The organism is Streptomyces sp. NPDC024555, assembly GCF_055559335.1.
In genome coordinates, this window is record NZ_JBVHKV010000008.1 from 279,165 (window position 1) to 301,544 (window position 22,380).

Annotated in this window: 18 protein-coding genes and 1 tRNA gene; 10 read left to right on the forward strand and 9 right to left on the reverse strand. The window is 71.8% G+C overall.

The window, feature by feature from the left end:
* Window positions 1–4: 4 nt before the first annotated feature.
* Window positions 5–2,326, reverse strand: coding sequence for a molybdopterin oxidoreductase family protein (locus ACZ4FH_RS16340; protein ID WP_467305248.1), 2,322 nt, complete (start codon window positions 2,324–2,326; stop codon window positions 5–7).
* Window positions 2,323–3,483 (reverse strand): MFS transporter, encoded by a 1,161-nt coding sequence (locus ACZ4FH_RS16345; protein WP_467305249.1) that lies wholly within the window; start codon window positions 3,481–3,483, stop codon window positions 2,323–2,325. The genes ACZ4FH_RS16340 and ACZ4FH_RS16345 overlap by 4 nt, the downstream gene beginning before the upstream one ends.
* A 164-nt stretch (window positions 3,484–3,647) precedes the next feature.
* On the opposite strand from ACZ4FH_RS16345, the gene ACZ4FH_RS16350 reads away from it, so the two are divergent.
* The gene (locus ACZ4FH_RS16350; RefSeq protein WP_467305250.1) at window positions 3,648–4,778 is read left to right on the forward strand and encodes a P1 family peptidase; all 1,131 of its coding nucleotides are present in this window, start codon (window positions 3,648–3,650) and stop codon (window positions 4,776–4,778) included.
* Window positions 4,779–4,909: 131 nt separating this feature from the next.
* Window positions 4,910–5,677, forward strand: a complete 768-nt coding sequence (locus ACZ4FH_RS16355; protein WP_467305251.1) for a DUF6227 family protein — start codon at window positions 4,910–4,912, stop codon at window positions 5,675–5,677.
* 101 nt (window positions 5,678–5,778) lie between these two features.
* On the opposite strand, the gene ACZ4FH_RS16360 is transcribed toward ACZ4FH_RS16355, so the two are convergent.
* A complete protein-coding gene (locus ACZ4FH_RS16360; RefSeq protein WP_467305252.1) occupies window positions 5,779–7,323 on the reverse strand; it encodes an MFS transporter in 1,545 nt (514 codons plus the stop codon).
* Window positions 7,324–7,385: 62 nt separating this feature from the next.
* Between ACZ4FH_RS16360 and ACZ4FH_RS16365 the strand changes: the two genes are divergently transcribed.
* Window positions 7,386–8,354: a helix-turn-helix transcriptional regulator gene (locus tag ACZ4FH_RS16365; RefSeq protein WP_467305253.1), complete on the forward strand. Its 969-nt coding sequence runs from the start codon at window positions 7,386–7,388 to the stop codon at window positions 8,352–8,354.
* Window positions 8,355–8,508: 154 nt separating this feature from the next.
* Here ACZ4FH_RS16365 and ACZ4FH_RS16370 read toward each other — a convergent pair whose 3' ends face one another.
* On the reverse strand, window positions 8,509–9,507 hold the full coding sequence (locus ACZ4FH_RS16370) for a sigma-70 family RNA polymerase sigma factor (protein ID WP_383647203.1): 999 nt from the start codon (window positions 9,505–9,507) through the stop codon (window positions 8,509–8,511).
* 147 nt (window positions 9,508–9,654) lie between these two features.
* On the opposite strand from ACZ4FH_RS16370, the gene ACZ4FH_RS16375 reads away from it, so the two are divergent.
* Both ACZ4FH_RS16375 and ACZ4FH_RS16380 read left to right on the forward strand, forming a co-directional pair.
* Window positions 9,655–10,209 (forward strand): GNAT family N-acetyltransferase, encoded by a 555-nt coding sequence (locus ACZ4FH_RS16375; RefSeq protein WP_467305255.1) that lies wholly within the window; start codon window positions 9,655–9,657, stop codon window positions 10,207–10,209.
* Window positions 10,210–10,279: 70 nt separating this feature from the next.
* Complete coding sequence (locus ACZ4FH_RS16380) at window positions 10,280–11,323, forward strand: questin oxidase family protein (protein ID WP_467305257.1); 1,044 nt, start codon at window positions 10,280–10,282, stop codon at window positions 11,321–11,323.
* Between the two features lie 62 nt (window positions 11,324–11,385).
* Here ACZ4FH_RS16380 and ACZ4FH_RS16385 read toward each other — a convergent pair whose 3' ends face one another.
* Window positions 11,386–12,165, reverse strand: coding sequence for a dioxygenase family protein (locus ACZ4FH_RS16385; protein WP_467305258.1), 780 nt, complete (start codon window positions 12,163–12,165; stop codon window positions 11,386–11,388).
* Between the two features lie 154 nt (window positions 12,166–12,319).
* On the opposite strand from ACZ4FH_RS16385, the gene ACZ4FH_RS16390 reads away from it, so the two are divergent.
* Complete coding sequence (locus tag ACZ4FH_RS16390; protein WP_467305259.1) at window positions 12,320–12,835, forward strand: MarR family winged helix-turn-helix transcriptional regulator; 516 nt, start codon at window positions 12,320–12,322, stop codon at window positions 12,833–12,835.
* A gap of 201 nt (window positions 12,836–13,036) precedes the next feature.
* Here the strand turns inward: ACZ4FH_RS16390 and ACZ4FH_RS16395 are convergent, their stop codons facing one another.
* Together ACZ4FH_RS16395 and ACZ4FH_RS16400 are read right to left on the reverse strand one after the other, a co-directional pair.
* Window positions 13,037–14,563, reverse strand: coding sequence for an MFS transporter (locus ACZ4FH_RS16395; RefSeq protein WP_467305260.1), 1,527 nt, complete (start codon window positions 14,561–14,563; stop codon window positions 13,037–13,039).
* Between the two features lie 251 nt (window positions 14,564–14,814).
* On the reverse strand, window positions 14,815–15,477 hold the full coding sequence (locus tag ACZ4FH_RS16400; protein WP_467305261.1) for a TetR/AcrR family transcriptional regulator: 663 nt from the start codon (window positions 15,475–15,477) through the stop codon (window positions 14,815–14,817).
* Window positions 15,478–15,829: 352 nt separating this feature from the next.
* Here ACZ4FH_RS16400 and ACZ4FH_RS16405 point away from each other — a divergent pair, with 352 nt between their 5' ends.
* A complete protein-coding gene (locus ACZ4FH_RS16405; protein ID WP_467305263.1) occupies window positions 15,830–17,107 on the forward strand; it encodes a M6 family metalloprotease domain-containing protein in 1,278 nt (425 codons plus the stop codon).
* Between the two features lie 43 nt (window positions 17,108–17,150).
* Here ACZ4FH_RS16405 and ACZ4FH_RS16410 read toward each other — a convergent pair whose 3' ends face one another.
* Together ACZ4FH_RS16410 and ACZ4FH_RS16415 are read right to left on the reverse strand one after the other, a co-directional pair.
* Entirely contained in the window at window positions 17,151–18,308 is a 1,158-nt protein-coding gene (locus ACZ4FH_RS16410; RefSeq protein WP_467305265.1) for a CU044_5270 family protein, read from the reverse strand.
* On the reverse strand, window positions 18,305–18,931 hold the full coding sequence (locus ACZ4FH_RS16415) for an RNA polymerase sigma factor (protein ID WP_467305386.1): 627 nt from the start codon (window positions 18,929–18,931) through the stop codon (window positions 18,305–18,307). The genes ACZ4FH_RS16410 and ACZ4FH_RS16415 overlap by 4 nt, the downstream gene beginning before the upstream one ends.
* Before the next feature lie 154 nt (window positions 18,932–19,085).
* Here ACZ4FH_RS16415 and ACZ4FH_RS16420 point away from each other — a divergent pair, with 154 nt between their 5' ends.
* From ACZ4FH_RS16420 to ACZ4FH_RS16430, 3 genes are all read left to right on the forward strand, one after another.
* The gene (locus ACZ4FH_RS16420) at window positions 19,086–19,709 is read left to right on the forward strand and encodes a glyoxalase (protein WP_467305266.1); all 624 of its coding nucleotides are present in this window, start codon (window positions 19,086–19,088) and stop codon (window positions 19,707–19,709) included.
* A gap of 116 nt (window positions 19,710–19,825) precedes the next feature.
* Window positions 19,826–19,898, forward strand: a tRNA-Arg gene (locus tag ACZ4FH_RS16425).
* Window positions 19,899–20,122: 224 nt separating this feature from the next.
* On the forward strand, window positions 20,123–22,246 hold the full coding sequence (locus tag ACZ4FH_RS16430; RefSeq protein WP_467305268.1) for a restriction endonuclease: 2,124 nt from the start codon (window positions 20,123–20,125) through the stop codon (window positions 22,244–22,246).
* Window positions 22,247–22,380: the final 134 nt, after the last annotated feature.

Here is a 22,380-nt window from a genome sequence, read left to right on the forward strand (position 1 = left end):
GGCGTCAGCTCCTTTCCGAGGTGCCGCGGCCCTGCGGGGACGTGGGCGGCAGCGGGTCCGTCCGGGAGACCTGGGCTCCGGGGTAGGCGACGTGGCCGGGCGGGACCGGGGGCGCGGGGACCTCGTCGATCTTCTCGGCGTGCTCGATGCGGCAGGCGCACACCTTGTACTCGGGGATCTTGGAGCGGGGGTCCAGCGCGTCGATGGTCAGCGCGTTCGCCGCGGTGGGGACGGGCCAGTGATACGGGACGAAGACGGTGTCGGGGCGGATCGCCTCGGTGACCAGGGCGGGGAAGACCTCGCTGCCGCGCCGGGTGACGACGCGGACGGGTTCGCCGTTGCGGAAGCCGTGCGAGGGGTGGACCTCGACCCAGGGGCGCGGGGTCTGCTCGACGAGGCCGCCGAGGCGGCGGGTCTGGTTGCCGGAGAGGAAGTGGGCGACGGTGCGGCCGGTGGTGAGGGACATGGGGTGTTCGTCGTCGTACGGGTCCATCGGCAGGTGCCATTCGACGACCTGCATATGGATCTTGCCGTCGGGGTGGTAGGTCCGGCCGTCCTCGAAGAGGCGGGGGGTGCCGGGGTGGTCGGTGGAGGGGCAGGGCCAGGCGATCCCGCCGGTCTCCTCCAGACGTTCGTAGGTGATGCCGTAGTAGTCGTTGACGGTTCCGGCGGAGGCGATCCGCAGTTCGTCGAAGACGGCCCGGGAGTCGTCGAAGGCGAATTTGTCACCGGCGCCGAGGCGCCGGGCCAGTTCGCACATCACCCAGGTGTCGGTGCGCACGCCCGGCGGCGGTTCCTGGGCCTTGTTGTGCTTGACCACCCGGGCCTCGGCATTGGCCATGACGCCGTCGTCCTCGGCCCAGGTGGTGACGGGGAAGACGACGTGGGCGTTGGCCGCGGTCTCGGAGAGGAAGAAGTCGCACTGGGCGTGGAACTCGGCGGTGTCGTAACCGCTCTTGACCACCTGGTAGTTGGGGAGCGAGACGAAGGGGTTGTTGCAGATGCCGATCAGGCCGCGGATCTCGCGGCGCTGCATCTGCCAGACCATTTCCATCATGGAGGTGCCGGCGGGCGGGAGTTCGGACTCCTCGATGCCCCAGATCTCGCAGATCTGACGGCGGTGCTCGGGGTTGGTGATGGAGCGGCCGCCGGGGAGCAGGTCGGACTTCTGGCCGTGCTCGCGGCCGCCCTGGCCGTTGCCCTGGCCGGTGATGGTGCCGTAGCCGGCGCCGGGCCTGCCGATGTGTCCGGTGGCGGTGCAGAGGTTGATCACGGTGAGGCAGTTCTCGACGCCCTGGGAGTGGTGCTCGATGCCGCGGGCGTGCCAGGCCATGGCTTTGGGGGCGCGGGCGAAGGTGCGGGCGACCTGGACGATCTGTTCGGCGGGGATGCCGCAGATCTCGGCGGCGCGGGCCGGCGGGTACTCGGCGACCTTGGCCTTCACCTCCTCCCATCCGGTGGTGTGGGCGGCGAGATAGGCCTCGTCGGTGAGTCCTTCCTCGACGACGACCTGGAGCACGGAGTTGAAGAACGCGGAGTCGGTGCCGGGTTTGAGGGCCACGTGGATGTCGGCGGTGCGGGCGATGGCGGTCTCGCGCGGGTCGACGACGATGAGGCTGGCGCCCCGGTCCCGGGCGCCCCAGACGTACTGGGTCATCACGGGGAAGCACTCGCCGACGTTGGATCCGGCGATCAGCAGGCAGTCGGTGAGGAGGATGTCGGAGAAGGGGTTGCCGGCCCGGTCGATGCCGAAGGCGAGCTTGTTGGCGCCCGCCGCGCTGACCATGCAGAGCCGGCCGTTGTAGTCGACGTGCCGGGTCTTCAGCGCGACGCGGGCGAACTTGCCGACCAGATACGTCTTCTCGGAGAAGAGGCTGGCGCCGCCGAGCAGTCCGAAGGCGTCCTTGCCGTGGGCCTGCTGGATGCGCTTGATCTCGGACACGGTGAAGTCGAGGGCCTCGTCCCAGGAGACCTCGCGGAACTCCTCGTCGCGGGAGCGGCGCATGAGCGGGGCGGTGAGCCGGTCGGGGTGGTTGATCTGCTGGTAGGCGTTGATGCCCTTGGGGCAGAGCCGCATCCGGTTGATGTCGTGGTTGCGGGGTTCGACGCCGAAGACCTTGCCCCCGTGGTCGACGCGCAGGTACATCCCGCACTGGACGCCGCAGAAGCAGCAGTGGGTGGGGACGAGCGTCTCCCCGTTCTGGTCGGCGTGCCACTGGTCGGCGGGGATGCCTCCGGCGTCGCGGAAGCCGCGGGTGCCGGGCGGGGCGAGGGAGGGGTCGAGGGGCACGGTCGCAGGGGTGCCGGCGTGCGGGTCCGCGGTCACTTGAAGCCCTTCTTCACCTGGGAGAGGTAGGCGCTGCCGCGCAGCACCCGCTTGCAGCGCGGGCAGTACTCGGCCCACTCGTCGAAGCCGAGGCTGAGGTCGCGCATGGTGCCGCGGAGGTTGTCGACGTAGGGGGCGGTGTCGATCGGTTCCTCGCAGCGGCGGCAGCTGAAGACCTGGTCGTCCTGCCGGCCGGTGTACTTGAACAGCTGCATGCCGACGGCGGCCGGGCGCTGGACGATGTGGAAGAACTTCCCGAAGGGGATGTAGATGAGGGCGAAGACCACCGACACCATGTGCAGGATCGCGAGGAACTCGTAGCCCCCGCCGTGCAGGAAGATCGAGGAGAAGGTGAGGAGCAGTCCGGTCACGGAGATGACGATCAGCGCGATCAGCGGCACCAGGTCGTAGGCGAACCGCTGTCCGGTGACGGCCCCTCGGTCCTTCATCCGGCGCCACAGGAAGTAGGAGGCGCCGGGGATGACGAGGACGGCGGCGATGTCGAGGCCGTGGAACATCAGCCAGCCGAGGAAGTCCAGCGAGTCGAATCCGATGATCTTGAAGCCCCAGATCCGCATCTCGTAGCCGGGGCCCGAGCCGGTGCCCGAGGTGAAGGTGAACCAGCCCCAGGTGAGCGGGAAGGTGATCAGCGCGGCCAGGATGCAGCCCCAGAAGATCAGCTGGTGGGCGGCCCAGCGGGCGTGCGAGCGGGCGCCGAGGAACTTCTGGAAGCCGAGGTAGGTGGCGATCATCTTCGGCAGCGCGGTGGGGGCCTTGCGGAAGTTCTCGGCGGAGAAGAGGCTTCCCCATCCCTTCTTGAACAGCCGTCGGGCCCCCGGGGCGGAGACCCAGACCGTGTAGCGGTAGGCGACGCCGAAGGCGAGGAAGACCGTGGCCACGGCGTACGGCAGGAGCGCGGAGTCGAAGTTCTCCAGGAGCCGGCTGCCGAGCACGATGGCCAGGACCAGCAGGAGGGAGACGATCACACCGGCGGCGGTGGCGCGGCCGGTGACGGACTTCGGTACGGCACCGGCGAGGCGGGAGGGGCCGCCCGCGGGCGGCGGGTCGGTGGCGCGGCCGGTGGCCGACGTCGGTACGGCGCCGGCACCGGGCGTGGGCTGCGCGGCTGCGTCGGAGGCTTCTGGTGGCTCGGTCACCCCGTCACCGTAGGTCCGTACGGTGCGATTGGACCTGTTTTGTGTAGCTACGGGGTGAGCGCGTCGCGCGATGGCTCCGGCGGCCGGCGGGCGGCGGGGCGTCTCGTGGGTACGTTCACCCGTGCACGGCACCCGCATCGGCAGCCCACCCCGAGGAGTCCCGGATGACCGCCCCCACCACCCCTCCCCCGGCGTCCGCCCGCAGGGACGCGCTGACCGATGTCGCGGGGGTGCGCGTCGGCCATGCCCGGGTCGAGGGGGAGGGCGCGCTGACCGGCACCACCGTGGTCCTGGCACCCGAGGGCGGCGCGGTGGCCGCCGTCGACGTGCGCGGCGGAGGCCCGGGGACCCGTGAGACGGACGCGCTGGACCCGCGCAATCTGGTGCAGCGCATCGACGCGGTGGTCCTCACCGGCGGCAGCGCGTACGGACTCGACGCGGCGTCCGGGGTGATGGCCTGGCTGGAGGAGCGGGGGCGCGGGGTGCGGGTCGGGCCCGATCCGGCGCAGGTGGTCCCGGTGGTGCCGGCGGCGTGCGTCTTCGACCTGGGGCGCGGCGGGGACTGGCGGGCACGGCCGGACGCCTCGACCGGGCGGGCGGCGGTGGAGGCGGCCGCGGCGTCGGAGCCGGGTGCGGCGGTCGGGCAGGGCTGCGTCGGGGCGGGGACGGGGGCGGTGGCCGGGCAGCTGAAGGGCGGGGTGGGCACGGCGAGCGTGCTGCTGCCGTCCGGGGTCACGGTGGCGGCGCTGGTGGTGGTGAACGCGGCGGGTTCGGTGCTCGATCCGCGCACGGGGGTGCTGTACGGGGAGTACGGCGGGGCCGAACCGGCCGTGGCGCCCGCGCCGGAGGTCCACCGGGCGGCGCGACGGCGCCTGGAGGAGGCGCGCGACGCGTCCGCGCGCCCCCCGCTCAACACCACGCTCGCCGTCGTCGCGACGGATGCCGTGCTGGGCCGCGCGCAGGCGCAGAAGCTCGCGGGGACCGCGCACGACGGGCTGGCCCGCGCCGTCCGGCCGGTCCATCTGCTGACCGACGGGGACACCGTCTTCGCGCTCGCCACCGGCGCGCGGGAGCTCGACCCGGCGGACCCGGTCGCGCTCAACGGCCTGCTGGCGGCGGGTGCGGACGTGGTGACGCGCGCGATCGTGAAGGCCGTCCGGGCGGCCACGGGCGTCGTGGGCACCCGGAGCGGCGGCGGCACGTTCCCCTCGTACGGCGATCTGTACGGCGCACCGGCGGGGCCGGACGCGTCCCCGGCCGACGAAAGCGGACGATCCGACTCCCCGTCCGCGTAAGGAAGTTCGGCCGGGCGGGGAACCTTCTGCGTGTGCCGTACGTTTTTCTCAACCCCGGTCACGATGTCGGACCCAGGGACTACGTTGAGCACGCACCACGTAACACGCGGCGACGGCCTGGAGACAGCACCTTGAGCGATCCGTACGAGACTACCGAGCAGCACCTCGACCGACTCCTGCGACGGGCTCTCAACTCGTTCGACCTGCCGGACAGCACGGTCGACCGGCTCGGCACCGCGCTCGCCCACAGCAGCGCGCTGCACTCCTCGCACCACAGCGCGTCCCTGCACCGCGAGACCTACCGGCACACGTATCTGCTGGCCGACGGCTCCGCGATGACGCTGTGGGAGCTGGTGCACCGCGGTCCGCGCGCGGCCGGCCTGCGCTGCTGCGAGGGCCCGGACGACCGCCAGTACGAGCTGTACGACGAGGAGGCCGATGTCCACGTCGCCGCGTCCCGGCTGGCCGGCGGCTTCAGCGAGGCCCCGCTCTTCGGGGACGACGGGCCGCAGGCCGATCTGGAGATCCTGACCGCCCTGATGGCGGCTCCCCCGGCCCCGCTGCCCCGGATGTACGCGCCGGACAACTCCGCGGACCACGCCCGGCGGGTGCTGCGCCGCGCGGAGAACCGCGACGGGCCGGGCGAGGAGACGGCCCGCCTGCTGCGGGCGGCCTTCGCGCACCACATCACGCAGATCTTCGGCCGGCAGTGCCGGGTGGACGGCCGGGACGCCGGCTTCACCCTGTACGAGCACGCCTTCCTGCTGCTGGACGGCAGCGAGACCAGCCTGTGGGAGGTCGAGCACACGGCGACGCCCGACGGCCGCCACATGTGCGAGGTGTACGGCGACGAGGAGGCGGCCCGCTGCGCGATGGAGAGCCGTACGCGCATCTGCTGACGCCGCGCCTCGGAGCCGTACGAACGCCGTGGGAAACGGCGGTGCCCGCTCCCCCTGCGGGGTGCGGGCACCGCTGTTCTCCTCCGTCCCGTCCGCGCGGGTCAGTGGGTGAGCACCGGCTCCTCGGCGGGTGCCGCGGTCTCGGTGGACCCGGTGTCGTCGCCGCCGCCCTCCACATGCTGCTTCGGCCGGGCCGGCAGGGCGAACATCAGCAGGAAGATCGCGGCGAGCACACCGGCCACCCACCAGAGCGAGTGCTCGAAGGCGTCGGCGAACGCGGGGCCGATCTGCGGCGGCGTCAGCCGGTCGCCGATCGAGCCGAAGAAGACCACCGAGACGAGCGCGAGCCCGAGGGCGTTGCCCATCTGCTGCACGGTGTTGAACAGCCCGGACGCCGAACCGGAGTGCTCCTTGGGGACCTCGGAGAGCACCGCGTCGGCCAGCGGGGCGACGATCAGGCCCATGCCGACGCCCATGACGACCAGCGGCAGCGCCATCTGCCAGGACGTGATGCCCATCCCGTAGCGGCCGGACTCCCAGATGTAGAGCAGCAGTCCGGCGATCATGAGGAGCGCCCCGGCCTGGAGGACCTTGCGGCCGAAGCGCGGCACGAGCTTCTGGACGGAGATGCCGGCCGCGGCCGAGACCGAGATGGAGAACGGGATGCCGGTGGTGCCCGCCCGCAGCGCGCTCCAGCCGAGCCCCTGCTGCATGTAGAGCGTCCAGACCAGGAAGAAGATGCCGAGGCCGACGCCGAAGGTCAGCTGCACGGCGATACCCGCGGCGAAGCTCTTGACGCGGAACAGCGACAGTTCGATCAGCGGCGATCCGGTCCGTGCGGCCTTCGCCCGCTCGAACACCACCAGCACCAGGAGGACCAGGACGCTGCCGCCCATCGACAGATAGCCCCACAGCGGCCAGCCCAGCTCCTCGCCCCGGGTCAGCGGGTAGATCAGCATGAGCATCCCGAGGGTCACCAGCACCACGCCGGGCAGGTCGAGGCGGAGCGCCCGGGGCGCCTTGGACTCGGTGATGAACATCCGGCCCAGGATCAGTCCGGCGATGCCGACCGGCAGGTTGATCAGGAAGATCGGGCGCCATTCGAGTCCGGCGATGTTCCACTCGGTGAGCAGTGCGCCCAGCAGCGGGCCGGAGACGGCGCCGAGGCCGACGATCGCGCCGAAGAGGCCGAAGACCTTGCCGCGCTCGTGCGCCGGGAACGTGGCGTGCACGATCGACAGCACCTGCGGGACCATCAGGGCGGCGGTGCCGCCCTGGAGGATGCGGGAGGCGACGAGCATCTCCGGGTTGGCGGCGAATCCGCAGAGGGCGGAGGCGAGCGTGAAGCCGCCGATGCCGATGAGAAAGATCCGCTTGCGGCCGTAGATGTCGCCGAGCCGGCCGCCGGTGATCAGCCCGGCGGCGAAGGCCAGGGCGTATCCGGCGGTGATCCACTGGATCGAGCTGAACGTGGCGCCGGTGTCCCGCTGGATGCTCGGGATGGCGATGTTGACGATCGTGACGTCGACCAGGTCCATGAAGGCGGCGGTCATGACGATGGCCAGGGCGAACCACCGGCGGCGGTCCGACGGGGCCGGGGACACCGCTCGGGTGTCCGCCGACGGCAGGGATGCGGAAGAAGTCATATGAGAAAGGTAAACAGGCAATAGGTCAGGTCGTGTCCCAATGGGCGGGCATCCTGGGTGACATGACCGACACTCCGGCACGACTGCTGAATCTGCTGTCCTTGCTCCAGACCCCCCGCGAGTGGCCGGGCAGCGAGCTCGCCGAGCGGCTCGACGTCAGCCCCCGCACCATCCGGCGCGACATCGACCGCCTGCGCGACCTGGGCTATCCCGTCGAGGCCTCACGGGGCTCGGTCGGCGGCTACCGGCTGGTGGCCGGTGCGGCGATGCCCCCGCTGCTCCTGGACGACGAGGAGGCGGTGGCGATCGCGGTGGGCCTGCGGGCCGGCGCCGGGCACGCCATCGAGGGCGTCGACGAGGCGTCCGTACGGGCCCTGGCCAAGCTGGAGCAGGTGCTGCCCTCGCGGCTGCGGCACCGGGTCTCCGTCCTGCAGAACGCGACGATGCCGCTGACCCGCGGCGACGGCTCGACGATCGACACGGCGACGCTGACCGTGATCGCCTCGGCGGTGACGGGGCGGGAGCGGCTGCGCTTCGCCTACCGGGCGGGCGACGGCGCCGAGACCCGGCGGCAGGTCGAGCCGTACCGGCTGGTGAGCACCGGATGGCGCTGGTACCTGGTGGCGTACGACCTGGAGCGGGCCGACTGGCGGACCTTCCGGGTCGACCGGGTGAGCGACCCGTTCGCCACGGGGGCGCGGTTCGCCCCCCGTGAGCTGCCCACCGGGGACGCGGCGAAGTACCTCAGCGCGTCGATGGCACGGATGCAGCCGGAGCTGGAGATCGAGGTGAGCTTCGCGGCCCCGGCGGAGTTCGTCGCCTCGCGGCTGCCGCGCTCGATGGGGCCGGTGGAGCCGGAGGGCGAGCGCCGCTGCCGGCTGCGGGCCACCGTCACGGACTCGCTGGAGTGGGTGGCGGTGCGGCTGGCGCTGGTGGACTGCGAATTCACCGCGCACGCGCCGCCGCAGCTGGTGTCCTACCTCGACGATCTGGGCGCCCGGCTCAGCCGTGCGGCGATTCCGGCGCCCTGACCGGAGGGCCCGGCCGGAGGCCTGCCTGACACCCGGGCGGAAACCTGCCGGAAAAGGGATGAGCCCCGGCGCCAGGGGGGGGTGGGCGCCGGGACTCAGCTCAGGGGGGCCGCCGTGGTGAAGCGGCCCAATTCGGAGGTTACTGGACGCGAGGTCACGCCGCAGCGTCAAAGCCCGTGTCGTGAGCCATTCGCTTCAGTTCGAGCAGGGCGTGCTTCTCTATCTGGCGGATCCGCTCGCGGGTGAGCCCGTGCTGCTTGCCCACCTCGGTCAGGGTCCGCTCACGGCCGTCCTCGATCCCGTACCGCATGCGGATGATCGACGCGGTGCGCTGGTCGAGCTTGCCGATCAGCTCCTCCAGCTCCTCGCTGCGCAGCAACGTCAACACGGACTGCTCGGGCGAGACCGCGGAGGTGTCCTCCAGGAGGTCACCGAACTGCGTGTCGCCGTCGTCGTCCACGGACATGTTGAGACTGACCGGGTCGCGGGCCCAGTCGAGCACGTCGCCGACGCGCTCCGGGGTGGAGCCCAGCTCGGCGGCTATCTCCGCGTGCTCCGGGTCGCGCCCGTGCTCGCGGTTGAACTCGCGCGTCACGCGGCGGATCCGGCCGAGCTCCTCCACCAGGTGGACGGGGAGCCGGATCGTGCGGGACTGGTCGGCTATGGAACGGGTGATGGCCTGGCGGATCCACCACGTCGCGTACGTGGAGAACTTGAAGCCCTTGGCGTAGTCGAACTTCTCGACCGCGCGGACCAGACCGGCGTTGCCCTCCTGGATCAGGTCGAGCAGGGGAAGCCCGGCCCTGGGATAGCGGCGGGCGACGGCAACGACGAGCCGGAGGTTGGAACGGATGAAGACGTCCTTGGCGCGCTCGCCCTCGGCGGCCAGCGCCTCCAGCTCCTCGCGCGAGGCACCGCCCGCGTCGCTCTCCACCTCCTTGTCGAGGATCTGCCGGGCGTAGACGCCCGCCTCGACGGCCTGCGAGAGCTCGACCTCCTTCGCTGCGTCGAGCAATGGCGTACGCGCTATCTCGTCCAGGTACATGCCGACCAGGTCGCGATCGGCGATCTCCCCGCCTGTGGCGCGAACACTGCTTGCCCGGTCGGTCCCGCCGGTGGCGGACGAACGTCGGGCGACGGCACGGGTTGCCATGCGTGCTCCCTTGCTGAGTAGGTCGCGACACCCTTTCGGGTGCCCTGCATCCGATGGAAACAACGACTGGAATCCGGACAGAATTCCCATGACCGGCATTGAATTTCGCGATCATGCAGTACCCTGTGCCGCCGACCAGGAGGACGCATGGCGATATCGGGAACGGATCCGCAGGTCAGACCGGCCGTCGAGAGCGATCTGCCGGCGCTGACGGACATCTACAACCACTACGTCCGTGAGACGGCCGTCACCTTCGACACCGTCCCCTTCACCCCCGAGCAGCGGCTGTCCTGGCTGCGCACGCGCGCCGGGGACGGTCCGCACCGTCTCCTGGTGGCCCTGGAGACCGGAGGTACGGAGGAAACGAGCGGGGCGGGCCCCCGGTTCCTGGGATACGCCACCAGCAGCCCGTTCCGCGCCAAACCCGCCTACTCCACCTCCGTGGAGGTGAGCGTCTACTGCTCCCCCGACGCGGTGGGCCGGGGCGTCGGCCGGCTCCTCTACGCGGCGCTCTTCGAGGCCCTGGCCGGGCAGGACCTGCATCGCGCGTACGCCGGGATCGCCCTGCCCAACGCGGCCTCGGTCGGACTGCACGAGCGCTTCGGCTTCCGCCATGTCGGCACGTACGAGGAGGTCGGCCGGAAGTTCGGCCGGTACTGGGACGTCGCCTGGTACGAGAAGCGCCTGCGACCGGGGACCTAGGTCCCGGGCCCGCGCGGCCGGGACCACGGTCCGTTCCCGGGCGGCGGCCCCGTGCCTAGCGTGGGGTGACATGAGCCTCACGCAGAGCAGCACGCCGTCCGACACCTCCGGAACCCTCGACGAGGCGCTGGAGCGCCTCCACTCCTTCGGCCCCGAACGGGAGGGCTGGCTGAGCAACCACGCCCCGATGGCGGTGGAGGCGCTGGTGCGCCACGGCCAGGCCCCGGGGGTGCACCGCTGGATCGACCACTACCGGGGACGGCTGGAGGACATGCCCGTCCCGTTCGCCGAGGTGACCCCGGAGAACTGGCGGGAGGCGCTGGGCGACCCCCGGCGCATCGCCGACTGGACGCGGTTCTTCGTCCGCGAGACGGCGGAACGGCCCTGGCGGGCGGTCCTCGCGGAATGGTGGCCCCGGCTGCTGCCGGGCATCGCGGCCGGCGCCACCCATCCGGTGATCCGGGTCGGCCACGCCGTGCGCACCCTGCTGGACACCGAGGAGAACGCGCCGCGCGTCGCCGAACTGGCCCACGGCCTCGGCTACTGGGCGGCCCGCCACCAGCCGCTTCCCGAGCTGTCCGCGCAGGCCCCGGCGGCCGACGCCGCGGCCGCGCTGGACGCCGTGGCGCGGGTGCCCGACCAGAGCGGCGGCATCCGGGCCCGGCTGGGGCAGCTGACCGCGTTCCCGCTCTGGCCGGACCGGGCGGTGACCGGGCCCGACGCCGCCCGGGAGCGCCTGGAGGAGCTGGTGCGCGCCGCCACGCACCGCTACGAGACCCACGGCCACGGCGAGCCGACCATGCTGGTCCACGCGGCGACGGCGCCCAACGCGGTGCTGCGCACCCTGCCCGCCCTCCCCGGCGGGCTGTGGGCGCCGAGCCTGGACGCGGCCTGGGCGGCGAGCGCGGCGGTGACGGCGGCCTATGCCCCGGAGCGGCCCCGGGAACCGGTCCCCGACGGGGTGGTGCCGACGGCGGAGGAGCTGTTCGCCCGAGCGGCCGCCCACGGCGACGACCACACGATCAAGTTCACCGACACGGCGCTGGACGTCGGTGACCCGCGCGCCCTGGCCGCCGCGCTCCGCTCGGTGGAGATGAACCCGCCGACCCTGTGATCCGCGGAAACCGCCCCGCCCCCGGCCCACCGGCCGGGGGCGGGGCGCGTGCGCGCCGTCCGTCAGCCGTACTGGAGCGAGCGCTTGGCCAGGCCCATCCAGAAGCCGTCGATCACGCTGCGCCCCTGATCCAGTTCCTGTTCGGCGGCGCCCAGGGTGACGAAGAGCGGGGCGAAGTGCTCGGTGCGGGGGTGGGCGAGCCGGCCCGCCGGGGACTTGTTCTCGAAGTCCAGCAGGGCGTCGATGTTCTGCTCCCGGAGCGCCCGGTGGCCCCAGTCGTCGAACTCCGCCGACCAGCCGGGGGTGCCGCCGGCGTGCCGCAGCGCGGCCAGGTTGTGGGTGAAGAAGCCGCTGCCGACGATCAGGACGCCCTCGTCGCGCAGGGGCGCGAGCTTGCGCCCGATGTCCATCAGCTTCTGGGGGTCCAACGTCGGCATGGAGATCTGGAGGACCGGGACGTCGGCCCCGGGGAACATCTCGACGAGCGGGACGTACGCCCCGTGGTCCAGGCCGCGGTCCGGAATGTCCTGGACGGGCGTACCGGCGCCGCGCAGCAGCTTGCGGACGCTCTCGGCGAGGGCGGGGGCACCCGGGGCGGCGTACCGCACCCGGTAGTAGTGCTCGGGGAAGCCCCAGAAGTCGTAGACCAGCGGAACGGTCTCCGTGGCGCCCAGGGCGAGCGGCGCCTCCTCCCAGTGGGCGGAGACCATGAGGATCGCGGTGGGGCGCGGCAGCCCGGCCGACCAGGCGGCCAGCTCGCCGGGCCAGACCGGGTCGTCGGCCAGCGGTGGGGCGCCGTGCGAGAGATAGAGGGCGGGCATGCGCTCCGCGGTGACTGTCATGACACTCCCCATCCGCTGCTGGTCAAGGTAAGTCTTCTTCTGGGCGTCGAGGTTCAGAAGGAAGCCTTCGGAAGGAACTGTTCTTTAATCTTCAAGTTCCCACCTTCGGAGACCTTAGCTCTATCTAGTTCAACTTTCAAGAAAAGGTCGTACAGTGGAGCACATGACCACGGCATCCACCGATGAGCAGCCTCGTTGGCTCACCGACGAAGAGCAGGGCGTCTGGAGTGCGTACCTCCACGCCACCACGCTGCTGGAGGATCACCTCGACCGCCAGTTGCAGCGCGATGCCGGCATGCCGCACATCTACTACGGCCTGCTGGTCCAGCTCTCCCGGGCGCCGCGTCACCAGAAGCGGATGACGGAGCTGGCCAAGGACGCCAAGATCACCCGTTCCCGGCTCTCGCACGCCGTCGCCCGGCTGGAGAAGAGCGGCTGGGTCCGCCGGGAGGACTGTCCGTCCGACAAGCGCGGCCAGAACGCCGTTCTCACCCAGGAGGGGTACGAGATGCTGCGCCGCTCGGCCCCGGGGCACGTCGGCGCCGTACGCCAGGCCCTGTTCGACCGGCTCAGCCCCGAGCAGGTCGCGTCGCTCGGGGAGATCATGCGCGTCGTGGCCTCCGGACTGGAACCGGAGGGCACGGACGCAGACCTGCCCTGGCTGCGCTGACCCCCTCCGCCCGCGGATCCCCTCCGCCCGTGGATCCGCTCCGCCCGTGGATCCGCTCCGCCCGTGGATCCCCTCCGCCCGTGGATCCCCTCCGCCCGTGGATCCCCTCCGCCCGCGGACAGACCGCCGCCCCGGCCCCGTTCGTACGGGACCGGGGCGGCGTCGCGTCCGGGCGGCATCGCGTCCTGGCGGGTGCCCGGGTCAGTGGGCGACGACCGGGACCCTGACCTCGTCCTCGGCGCCCTCGGCGGTGCCGGAACCCGCGGGGGTGACCGAGGCCTCCGGGCGGCCGGCGTTGACGAAGGTCACCGCGATGGCGGCGGAGGCCACCAGGATGCCGACGGCCCACCAGATGGCTCCGGTGAAGCCGTGCACCATCGACTGGAGCTTCAGCAGCTCCGGGTCGGTGGCCCCGAGCGCGGCGTGCGAGGTGGCGTACGCCGTGGCGGCGGAGGCGGCGATGGTGTTCAGCAGGGCCGTACCGATGGCTCCGCCGACCTGCTGCGAGGTGTTGACCATCGCGGAGGCCACACCGGCGTCACGCGCCTCGACCCCGTGGGTGGCCAGCGACATGGCCGGCATGAACGCCGTACCCATGCCCAGACCCATCAGCAGCTGACCCGGCAGGATGACCGCCGCGTACGAGGAGTCGACCTGCAGCTGGGTGAGGATCAGCATGCCGACGGCGGCGGTGAGGAAGCCGGGGCCCATCAGCAGCCGGGCCGGGACCCGGGTCATCAGCCGGGCGCCTATCTGCGTCGACCCGGTGATCATGCCGACGATCATCGGCATGAAGGCGAAGCCCGTCCGGATCGGCGAGTAGCCCTTGACGACCTGGAGGTAGTACGTGAGGAACAGGAACAGGCCGAACATCGCGATGACGGCCAGACCCAGCGAGAGGTAGACCCCGCCCCGGTTGCGGTCCATGACCACGCGCAGCGGCAGCAGCGGGGACTTCACCCGGGACTCGGTGAGGACGAAGGCGAGCAGCAGCACGGCGGAGGCGACGAACGTGCCGATCGTCAGCGGGTCCGACCAGCCGCTGGACTCGGCGCGGGTGAACCCGTACACCAGCGAGACCAGACCCAGCGCCGAGAGGACGACGCCCGGGATGTCGAGGGAGGAGCGGTTGCGACTGCCGGCGGGCTCACGGATCACGAAGTACGCGCCGAGCGCGGCGACGATCGCGAACGGGATGTTGACGAAGAACGTCCAGCGCCAGTTCAGCGCCTGCGTGAGGAAGCCGCCCAGGATGAGGCCGACGGCGCCGCCGCCACCGGCGATCGCACCGTAGATGCCGAACGCCTTGGCGCGCTCCTTGGCGTCGGTGAACATCACGGCCAGCAGCGAGAGCGCGGCCGGGGCCAGCAGGGCGCCGAACACGCCCTGGAGGGCGCGGGAGCCGAAGAGCATGGCCTGGTTCTGCGCGGCACCGCCGAGCGCGGAGGCCAGCGCGAAGCCGACCAGTCCGACGACGAAGGTGCGCTTGCGGCCCCAGAGGTCGGCGATGCGGCCGCCGAAGAGCAGCAGCCCGCCGAAGGCGAGGGCGTAGGCCGTGATGACCCACTGCTTGTTGGCGTCGGTGATGCCGAGGTCCGTCTGGGCGTGCGGCAGCGCGATGTTCACGATGGTGGCGTCGAGCACGACCATCAACTGGGCGAGGGCGATGAACGCCAGCGCCTTCCAGCGACTGGGGTCCGGGAGTCGGGTATCAGCTGTTTTTGACATGGGGGTAGCCACCTAAGGACGCGCGGAGGCGCGCGGGATCGTGAACCGTGGTCCGGTGCGGACGCGAGGGGCCCGGGGCATGGCCGGGTGAGGGCTCGGGACGGACGCCCGTCAGGAAGCGGGCGCGGGAACGGGAAGAGCGGGAAGAACGGCAGGAACGGGAAGCGGGAGGGTGGGTCGGAAAAGGGTGCGCAGGTGGTCGAGGCGGTGCGGGCGCGCGGCCGGATCCGGTCGGGATCCCGGCGCGGGCGTCAGGTCCGTCGCCTCAGGTCCTCCAAGGTCGCCGCCGTTCCGGGCAGTTCGGACCGGGCCGGAGCCTCCAGTCCGTCCAGGAACAGCTGGATGTGGCGGTGGGTGAACCGGTCGATGTTCGGGCAGGCGATGCCCGGCAGCGGCCGGGTGAGCTGGGAGAGGACGACCAGGACGTCACCGACGGCGATGTCGGCGCGCAGGCGTCCCGCGGACTGGGCTCGCTCGACGAGCCCTTCGACGGCCTCTTCGAGGCGCCGGCGCTCGGCGAGCAGTTCGGGGTGGTCCTTGTCGAAGCCGCCGGACAGCATGGGGCACAGGGCCCCGATGCGTTCGTCGGCCGCCGCGTGCACGAAGCGACTGAGCGCGGCGAAGGGGTCCCGCTCCTGACGCGCGGCCTCGTCGGCGCGGTCGGTGGTGCGTGAGGTGACCGCGAGGACGACCTCGTGCGTCAGGGCGGCCCGGTCGGGGAAGTTCCGGTAGAGCGTCGCGTTGCCGACACCCGCGCGGCGGGCGACCTCGTCGAGCGGCACGTCCGGCCCGAACTCGACGAACATCTCCCGCGCCGCCGTCACGATCCGTTCCCGGTTGCGCAGCGCGTCGGCCCTCGGTCGGGGCGTACGCGGCCGCGCGCTCCCGGACGCGGTACGTGCGACGGTCTCCACGGCGATGCTCCCTCTCTTCCCGTTCTCCGGACCGGGCCGGAACCCCGGCTCCGGCTGCGGACCTCGTGGCCGGGTGGACCACGGTGGTCGTATGGACGGCCCGTCCGGCTAACCGGGGACCGCCTCCCCGTTTCGCGGGGACACCGATGCAAACGGGGAAAGGATCCCCGGTTATTTCACCTCTCGATGTGACCTGGGTCACACATCATGACTGCCCCGCACACCACGCCCCCCACCGCTGAAAAACCACCGAACGGCGCACCCAACGCGCGCCGCCGCACCACCCGCCCGAGGCTGATCGACAGAGCGCAGTCAGGGGTCGGCCGACTGCCGCGGACCCGAAGGCGCCTCTATGCAGCAGCCCCGCCACCGGATACGCAGACACCGCCACCCGCTTACTCTCGGGGCGGCAACAGCCCTGGTCATCGCCACACTGGCCTCGGCCAGCAGCACCCTCCCGCTGCCGAGCCACGCCTCCGCCGGCCCTCTGACGAGCGCCCAGGCCGCGGGTCTCGGACCGTGCCGGATATCGGCGGCGACAGGTGTCCAGATGTCCGAGGGCATGCCCACCCAGCCGGGCTACGCCCGCTCCACCGGCCGCGTCCACGCACTGAACCTGATGATCGACTTCCCGGACGCCCCGGGCACGGAACCGGCCCTGGACCGGCTCGCGGAGTTCTTCCCCCAGACCACCGACTGGTTCCGCACCAGCTCCTACGGGCGGCTCACCTATGTGCCCGAGGCCCCGGTGAAGAGCTGGCTGCGGATGCCGCTGCCCTTCGCCGAGTACGGCATCGAGCGCGGCTCACCGTACGAACCGGGCTACCGCCACCTCGTCCAGGACATCGTCGCCGCCGCCGATCCGAAGGTGGACTTCCGCGCCTACGACCTGGTCAACATCCTGGTCACCCCGAACGCCGGCCCCTCCGCGCTGGACACCGTCCTGTCGGTGACGTTCTCCGGCAACGGCGACGCCCCGTACGCCGACGGCGTCCCGCTCGCGAACACGTCCTTCGTCTACAGCCGCCAGGACGACGGCTCGGGCTCCTTCCCGCAGACCGGCTTCCGCGTCCTGCCGCACGAGAACGGCCATGTCTTCGGTCTGCCCGACCTCTACACCATGGAGGGCGGCGGCTCCGTCGGGCACTGGGACATCATGTCGGAGGACTGGGGCGCCAACAACGACCTCCTGGGCTGGCACAAGTGGAAGCTCGGCTGGCTCGACAACGACCAGATCAGCTGCTCCGCCCGGCCCGGCACCAGCGAACACGTCCTGGAACCGCTGGCCACGCGCGGCGGAACGAAGCTCGCCTTCGTCCCGCTGACCGCCGAGTCCGGTTACGCGGTCGAGGTGCGCACCCAGGCCGGGAACGACCAGGAGGTCTGCCGGCCCGGCGTGCTGATCTACAAGGTCAACTCGGACGTCGACACCGGGCAGGGCCCCGTCTCCGTCGCGGACAGCACCAAGGACAGCGGAGGCTGCACCCGGCTGCCCAACGTCCACGCCGAACTCTCCGACGCCCCGTTCCAGCCCGGCCAGACCTTCACCGACCGGACCAACGGCATCCGGATAGCGGTGGTCGACAAGAACGGAAAGGGCGACTACCGAGTGCGCGTCACCCGCTCTTGACGGCAGAGCCCGCCCGAGGCGGGCAGGACGGGGCCCTGCGCCGCTACACGCGGTCGACGCCCGGCACCTCCTTCATCGTGTCGACGACGGACCGCTCGGTGATCGCCGTACGCGCGGTGACCGTCCCGGCGGCTATGCCGTGGGCCGCCCGCACCTGCACGGTGCGCTCACCGAGGTAGGTGAAGGACGTGCGGTCGAAGATCCACTCCGTGCGCTCCCCGCTCTTCTCGTCGACCCGTGCGATGGCGACGCCGCTCCTGCCCACCGCGTCCTTGGCCTCGTCGACCAGAACGACACCGGGGATCTTCGCGGCGGCGCGGTAGAGCGCCGAGGTCAGCTCGGGCGTCATCAACTGCTCGCGCACCAGGTCGCCTATGGTCGTGAACGCCTCCTGGTACGTCCCGTTGCCCTGGCCTCTCGTCTCGTCGTAGATCTTCTTCAGCAGCACGTCCGGGTCGGCCGGCAGGGCCTTCAGATAGTCGTAGCTCGGGGCGGCCAGATGCGGGGGCGTGTCGCTGTCGAGGTCCATGCCCGCCTTGGACGTCGTCCCGTTGCCCGGCTCGATCAGCCAGCCCTTGCGGCCGTCCGGCGAGAGCCACACCTCGCGCGGGTGCAGCTTCTGCACCCAGGTACGGGTCTTCTTCGTCGTCATATCGGTCTCGACGGAGAGCCACGAGACCTGGCTGCGGATGTAGACGAACTGACCCGGGCCCGGCACGGGCTGCTTCTCCTTGCCGGCGGCCCCCGAGATCCGGTCCACCGCGCTGCCCAGCCCCCGGGTCGTCCCGGGCACCACCCGCACCACGGGCGCGGGCACCATCGCCTGCACCGTGGTGTCGCCCTCCGGCACCTGACCGAGGTGCCCGAGGCCCACCACCCCGGCGATCACCGTCATCGTGGCCGCGGCGGCCACGCCGATCAGCACGGCCCGGCGGCGCGGCCGGCGCGCGGGGCGCGGCTCCCCGGCCATGTCCCCCGCCCACTCCTCGGACTCCGGGGACTCCGGGGACTCCTGGGATCCCTGGGCCTTCTGGGACTTCTGGAACTCCTGCCGCCGGTGCTGCCGGATCTCGTTCATCATGTGCTCCTCCAGGGCCGTCATGCGGCCGTGAGGAAGCACGGGGTCCCCCGGACCCGGCAGCAGTCCGGACAGCTCCACATGGTCGATCGGCTCCTGCCGTCGCCAGGGGGTGCGCATCATCGGCCACTCTCCTCGTTCGACCGGACCGCGGCGATGCGGTCACCCCGTACTTGTCCGGGCAGCACTGCCGGTTCCCACCTTCTTCGCGCGCTCCGCAGCTCCCCGTCCGTGAGCTTGCGCAGCCGTGCCCGCGCCCGCGACAGCCGCGAGCGCACCGTCCCGACGGGCACGCCCAGCGCCTCGGCCGCCTCCGCGTACCCCAGTCCCGACCAGACGCACAGCGTGAACACCTCACGCTCGGAGCGGCGCAGCGCGCCCAGCGCCTTCTTCGCGGCAGCCAGTTGCTCCGCGTCCGCCATCCGCCCGACCAGTTCGTCGGCGAAATCGGGCAGCACGTCCCCGCGCGGTATCCCGGCCAGCGCCCGGTCGTGCCGCCGGGCCGCGCGTGCGGTGTTGCGCAGCACGTTGACCGCGATGCCCATGAGCCACGGTCTCGGTGTCTCGCCCTCGTCCCGCAGCTTCTCCCTCAGCCGCCAGGCCTCCAGGAAGGTCAGGGACACGACGTCCTCCGCCATGACCCAGTCCCCCGAACTCCGCACGGCATGCCGGTAGACGAGCTGCGCGTAGTCACGGAAGAGCTCCCTGAAGGCTTCCGGATCCCCCGCGCGGATGCGGGCGTGCATCGAGTAGTTCACATCCTGTCTTGTCCGCGCGACCGACCCGGTTCCCGTGACCCGCGTCACATCACACCCGCCGTCGGACGCGGTCCGCTCCCCGCCCGGAAGCGGTCAGGAATCGAGAAGCCCCGGTGGCCGCCGCCTCATTAGCGTGAAGCACATGACCTCCATCGCAGCCCTCGTCCTCGAGGTGGCCGACACCGCCGCCGCCCACCGCTTCTACACCGCCCTCGGTCTCGCCGACCGTGTCCAGCTCCGCGAATCCACCGCCCCCACCAGCGGATTCCGCGGATTCTCGCTCTCCCTCACGGTGTCCTCCCCGGCCGACGTCCGGCACTTCGTCGACACCGCGGTCGAGGCCGGGGCCACCACCCTGAAGCCCGCGACCAAGTCCTTCTGGGGCTACGGCGGGGTGTTCCGGGCCCCCGACGGCACCATCTGGAAGATCGCCACGTCGAACAAGAAGGACAACGTCCCCGCCACCGGCGAGATCGACCAGATGGTGCTCCTGCTCGGCGCCTCGAACGTGACCGAGACGAAGAAGTTCTACCTCGCGCACGGCCTGACCGTCGCCAAGAGCTTCGGCAGCAAGTACGTCGAGTTCGACACCCAGGACGGCCCCCTGAAGCTGGCCCTGTACGGGCGCCGCGCCCTGGCCAAGGACGTGGGCGTCCCCGTCGACGGCACCGGTTCCCACCGCATCGCGCTGACCTCCGACGGGGGTCCGTTCACCGACCCGGACGGGTTCGGCTGGGAGACCGCGTCCGTGACGGCGGCCTCCTGAGCGGAACGTCGCCGCGGAGGCGTACGCCCGCTCCGGCTCCTCCACGAACCCGCCCCCGCCCGCCGCGAACGGGGGCGACCTCTCCAACCTCTATCCGCTAGGCTGTCTGCGGTTGCGCCTCCGTAGCTCAGGGGATAGAGCACCGCTCTCCTAAAGCGGGTGTCGCAGGTTCGAATCCTGCCGGGGGCACCGGTTCGGAAGGGCCCCTTCGGGATTTCGGAGGGGCCCTTCGGCGTGCTCCACGACAGACGGCAGGGGCCCGAGGGGCCGAGAAGGGCCGGTGTCGGGGGCATCTGGTGCAAGGGCGTGGGCGACCGTGCGGTAGCCGACTAGAGTCGGACCATCACATTTGGTCATGGGTCCAGGACGTGGCGCGCCTCTGTCATGTCGCTGGTGGGGAGGGCCTGTAGAGCATGAACCGTCGCTCCAATGGGTTGGTCGGTGACTGGGCCGAGGCGCAGCGCCGGGAACAGCGTCAGCGTGAGGCGCAGGCCGGGTACCTGCGGGATCAGGAATGGCAGCAGCGCGCGCTTCAGCGGGATCTCAGTCGCAGCCGGTACGAGCAGAAGGCGGCGCGGCGGGAGCAGCGGGAGGCGGCGGCGCGGCGGCGTACGGAGGAACTGGACGCGCGGGTCGAGGCGTTGGAGGGGCTGCTGGCCTCGGGGTGCCGGGCGCCGGCGTTCCGGGCGGGGCAGTTGAGGCGGTCGGAGACGATCGAGCCGTTCGCTCCGGGGCAGCTCGCGTACCCGGTGGCGATGCCGGATCCGCAGCATCCGCAGTACCAGCCGCAGGGCGGATGGACCCCGCACGGGCGGGCCCAGGCGGAGGCGGAGGCGCGGTCGCGGTTCGAGCGGGACCGGCAGGCCGCGCAGGCCGCCGAGGCGGAGCGGCTGCGGCAGCTGGCGGGGTATCAGCAGCAGTACCAGCAGTGGGCGGATGCGCGGATGCGGGAGATCCGGCAGCACAACGCGGGCATCGAGGAGATGGGCCGCGGGCTGCGGGACGGGGACCCCGGGGCCGTGGTCGACTACTTCTCCGCCGCCCTGTACGCCTCGGCCGGGTGGCCGGACGGCTTCCCCCGGCAGGTGGCGGCGTCGTACGACGCGGGGGCGCGGCAGCTGGTGCTGAACTGGGAGCTGCCGAAGTACGACACCGTCCCGGCGGCCAAATCCGTGCGCTACATGATCAACGCCGACCAGGAGAAGGAGTCGCCGCGGCCGGTCACCCAGCGCCGTGCGCTCTACCGGGACCTGCTCGCGCAGTGTCTGCTGCTCGTGCTGCGGGATCTGTTCGCGGCCGACGAGTTCGGCGCGCTGGACTCCGTCGCCCTGAACGGATTCGTCGACGACCACGATCCGACGACCGGCCGGCGGACATCCATGGTCCTCGGCACGGTCATGGCCGAACGGGCGACGTTCGCCGGGTTCCACCTGGAGCAGGTGAACGCCCTCACCTGCCTGACGGACGGGTTGCGGGGCCAGTTGTCCTCGCGTCCGGACCAGTACGCGACCGTACGCCCCGGCCGGGTTCCCGAGGACGTCGGGCAGGGGGTCGTCACGCACGGCGGGGACGAGGAGCCCGACCTCTACGCCATGGACCCGCTGGCCTTCGAGGCGTTGGTGGCCGAGCTGTTCCGGGCCATGGGCATGCAGGCCGTCACCACCCAGCGTTCGAACGACGGCGGCGTGGACGTCGACGCGCTCGACCCCACACCCATCCGCGGCGGCAAGATCGTCGTCCAGGTCAAGCGCTACAGCGCCACCGTGCCGCCGACCGCCGTGCGCGACCTGTACGGCACCGTCCAGGACACCGGCGCCAACAAGGGCGTCCTGGTCACCACCTCCGGCTTCGGACCCGGGTCGCACACCTTCGCCCACGGCAAACCGCTGGAACTCGTCTCGGGCCCCGAACTCGTCGACCTGCTGCGCCGGCACGGGCTGCGGGGGCGGCTGGGGGACGGCCGAACACCGGGAGCCGGCGGGAGGCCCGGAGGCGGCGGAACCCCGGTACCCGGTCCGCGCACGGCCCCGGAGAGCGCGGACGGACCCGACGACGACCACAACGTGCTGGGCATGTACTGGTCGGGCGAGGTCGCGCTCGACGTCTGCGCCCTCGTCTGCCACGGCAACCGGGTCCTGGACGACGACCACTTCGTCTTCTACAACAACCCCGCCACCCCCGGCGGCACGGTCCGCGCGCTCGTCCCCGTCGCCCCGGACCGGGCCGCCGTGCAGGTCTCCTTCGACGCCCTGCCGGACCGGGCCGACCGGCTCGTCATCATCGCCGCGATCGACCCGGTCACCGATCCGGACGCGGACCTCGCCGGATTCACCGACGCCGGGATCCGGCTCCTGGACTCCGAGGGCGGCCCGCTCGACCAGCTCGCCGTCTCCGACGGCCGCCCCGGAGAGACCGCCCTCGTACTGGGCTCCTTCCGCCGCCGCGCGAACGGGGACTGGGACTTCGTCACAGGCGGCAAGGGGTACCGCGGGGGTCTGGAGGAACTGGTCCAGGACTTCGGGATCGACGTGGAGTAGGGCGTCCGCCCCCCGTCGCCCCCCGTCGCCGCGAGGCCGCCGTCCTGCACGGCGGCGGCCCCGCGAGCTGACCCCCGGCCTCGGCCACGCCCCCGTGACCTGGCCCCGGCCTCGGCCCGGCCACGGCCACGTAA

Bases quoted from the DNA above. Each gene is read 5' to 3' on its own strand.
- ACZ4FH_RS16350 (WP_467305250.1), top strand. From the start codon at position 3,648: ATGACCGCCCCCACCACCCCTCCCCCGGCGTCCGCCCGCAGGGACGCG.
- ACZ4FH_RS16360 (WP_467305252.1), bottom strand. From the start codon at position 7,323: ATGACTTCTTCCGCATCCCTGCCGTCGGCGGACACCCGAGCGGTGTCC.
- ACZ4FH_RS16365 (WP_467305253.1), top strand. From the start codon at position 7,386: ATGACCGACACTCCGGCACGACTGCTGAATCTGCTGTCCTTGCTCCAG.
- ACZ4FH_RS16370 (WP_383647203.1), bottom strand. From the start codon at position 9,507: ATGGCAACCCGTGCCGTCGCCCGACGTTCGTCCGCCACCGGCGGGACC.
- ACZ4FH_RS16375 (WP_467305255.1), top strand. From the start codon at position 9,655: ATGGCGATATCGGGAACGGATCCGCAGGTCAGACCGGCCGTCGAGAGC.
- ACZ4FH_RS16380 (WP_467305257.1), top strand. From the start codon at position 10,280: ATGAGCCTCACGCAGAGCAGCACGCCGTCCGACACCTCCGGAACCCTC.
- ACZ4FH_RS16385 (WP_467305258.1), bottom strand. From the start codon at position 12,165: ATGACAGTCACCGCGGAGCGCATGCCCGCCCTCTATCTCTCGCACGGC.
- ACZ4FH_RS16395 (WP_467305260.1), bottom strand. From the start codon at position 14,563: ATGTCAAAAACAGCTGATACCCGACTCCCGGACCCCAGTCGCTGGAAG.
- ACZ4FH_RS16405 (WP_467305263.1), top strand. From the start codon at position 15,830: ATGCAGCAGCCCCGCCACCGGATACGCAGACACCGCCACCCGCTTACT.
- ACZ4FH_RS16410 (WP_467305265.1), bottom strand. From the start codon at position 18,308: ATGATGCGCACCCCCTGGCGACGGCAGGAGCCGATCGACCATGTGGAG.
- ACZ4FH_RS16415 (WP_467305386.1), bottom strand. From the start codon at position 18,931: ATGCACGCCCGCATCCGCGCGGGGGATCCGGAAGCCTTCAGGGAGCTC.
- ACZ4FH_RS16420 (WP_467305266.1), top strand. From the start codon at position 19,086: ATGACCTCCATCGCAGCCCTCGTCCTCGAGGTGGCCGACACCGCCGCC.
- ACZ4FH_RS16430 (WP_467305268.1), top strand. From the start codon at position 20,123: ATGAACCGTCGCTCCAATGGGTTGGTCGGTGACTGGGCCGAGGCGCAG.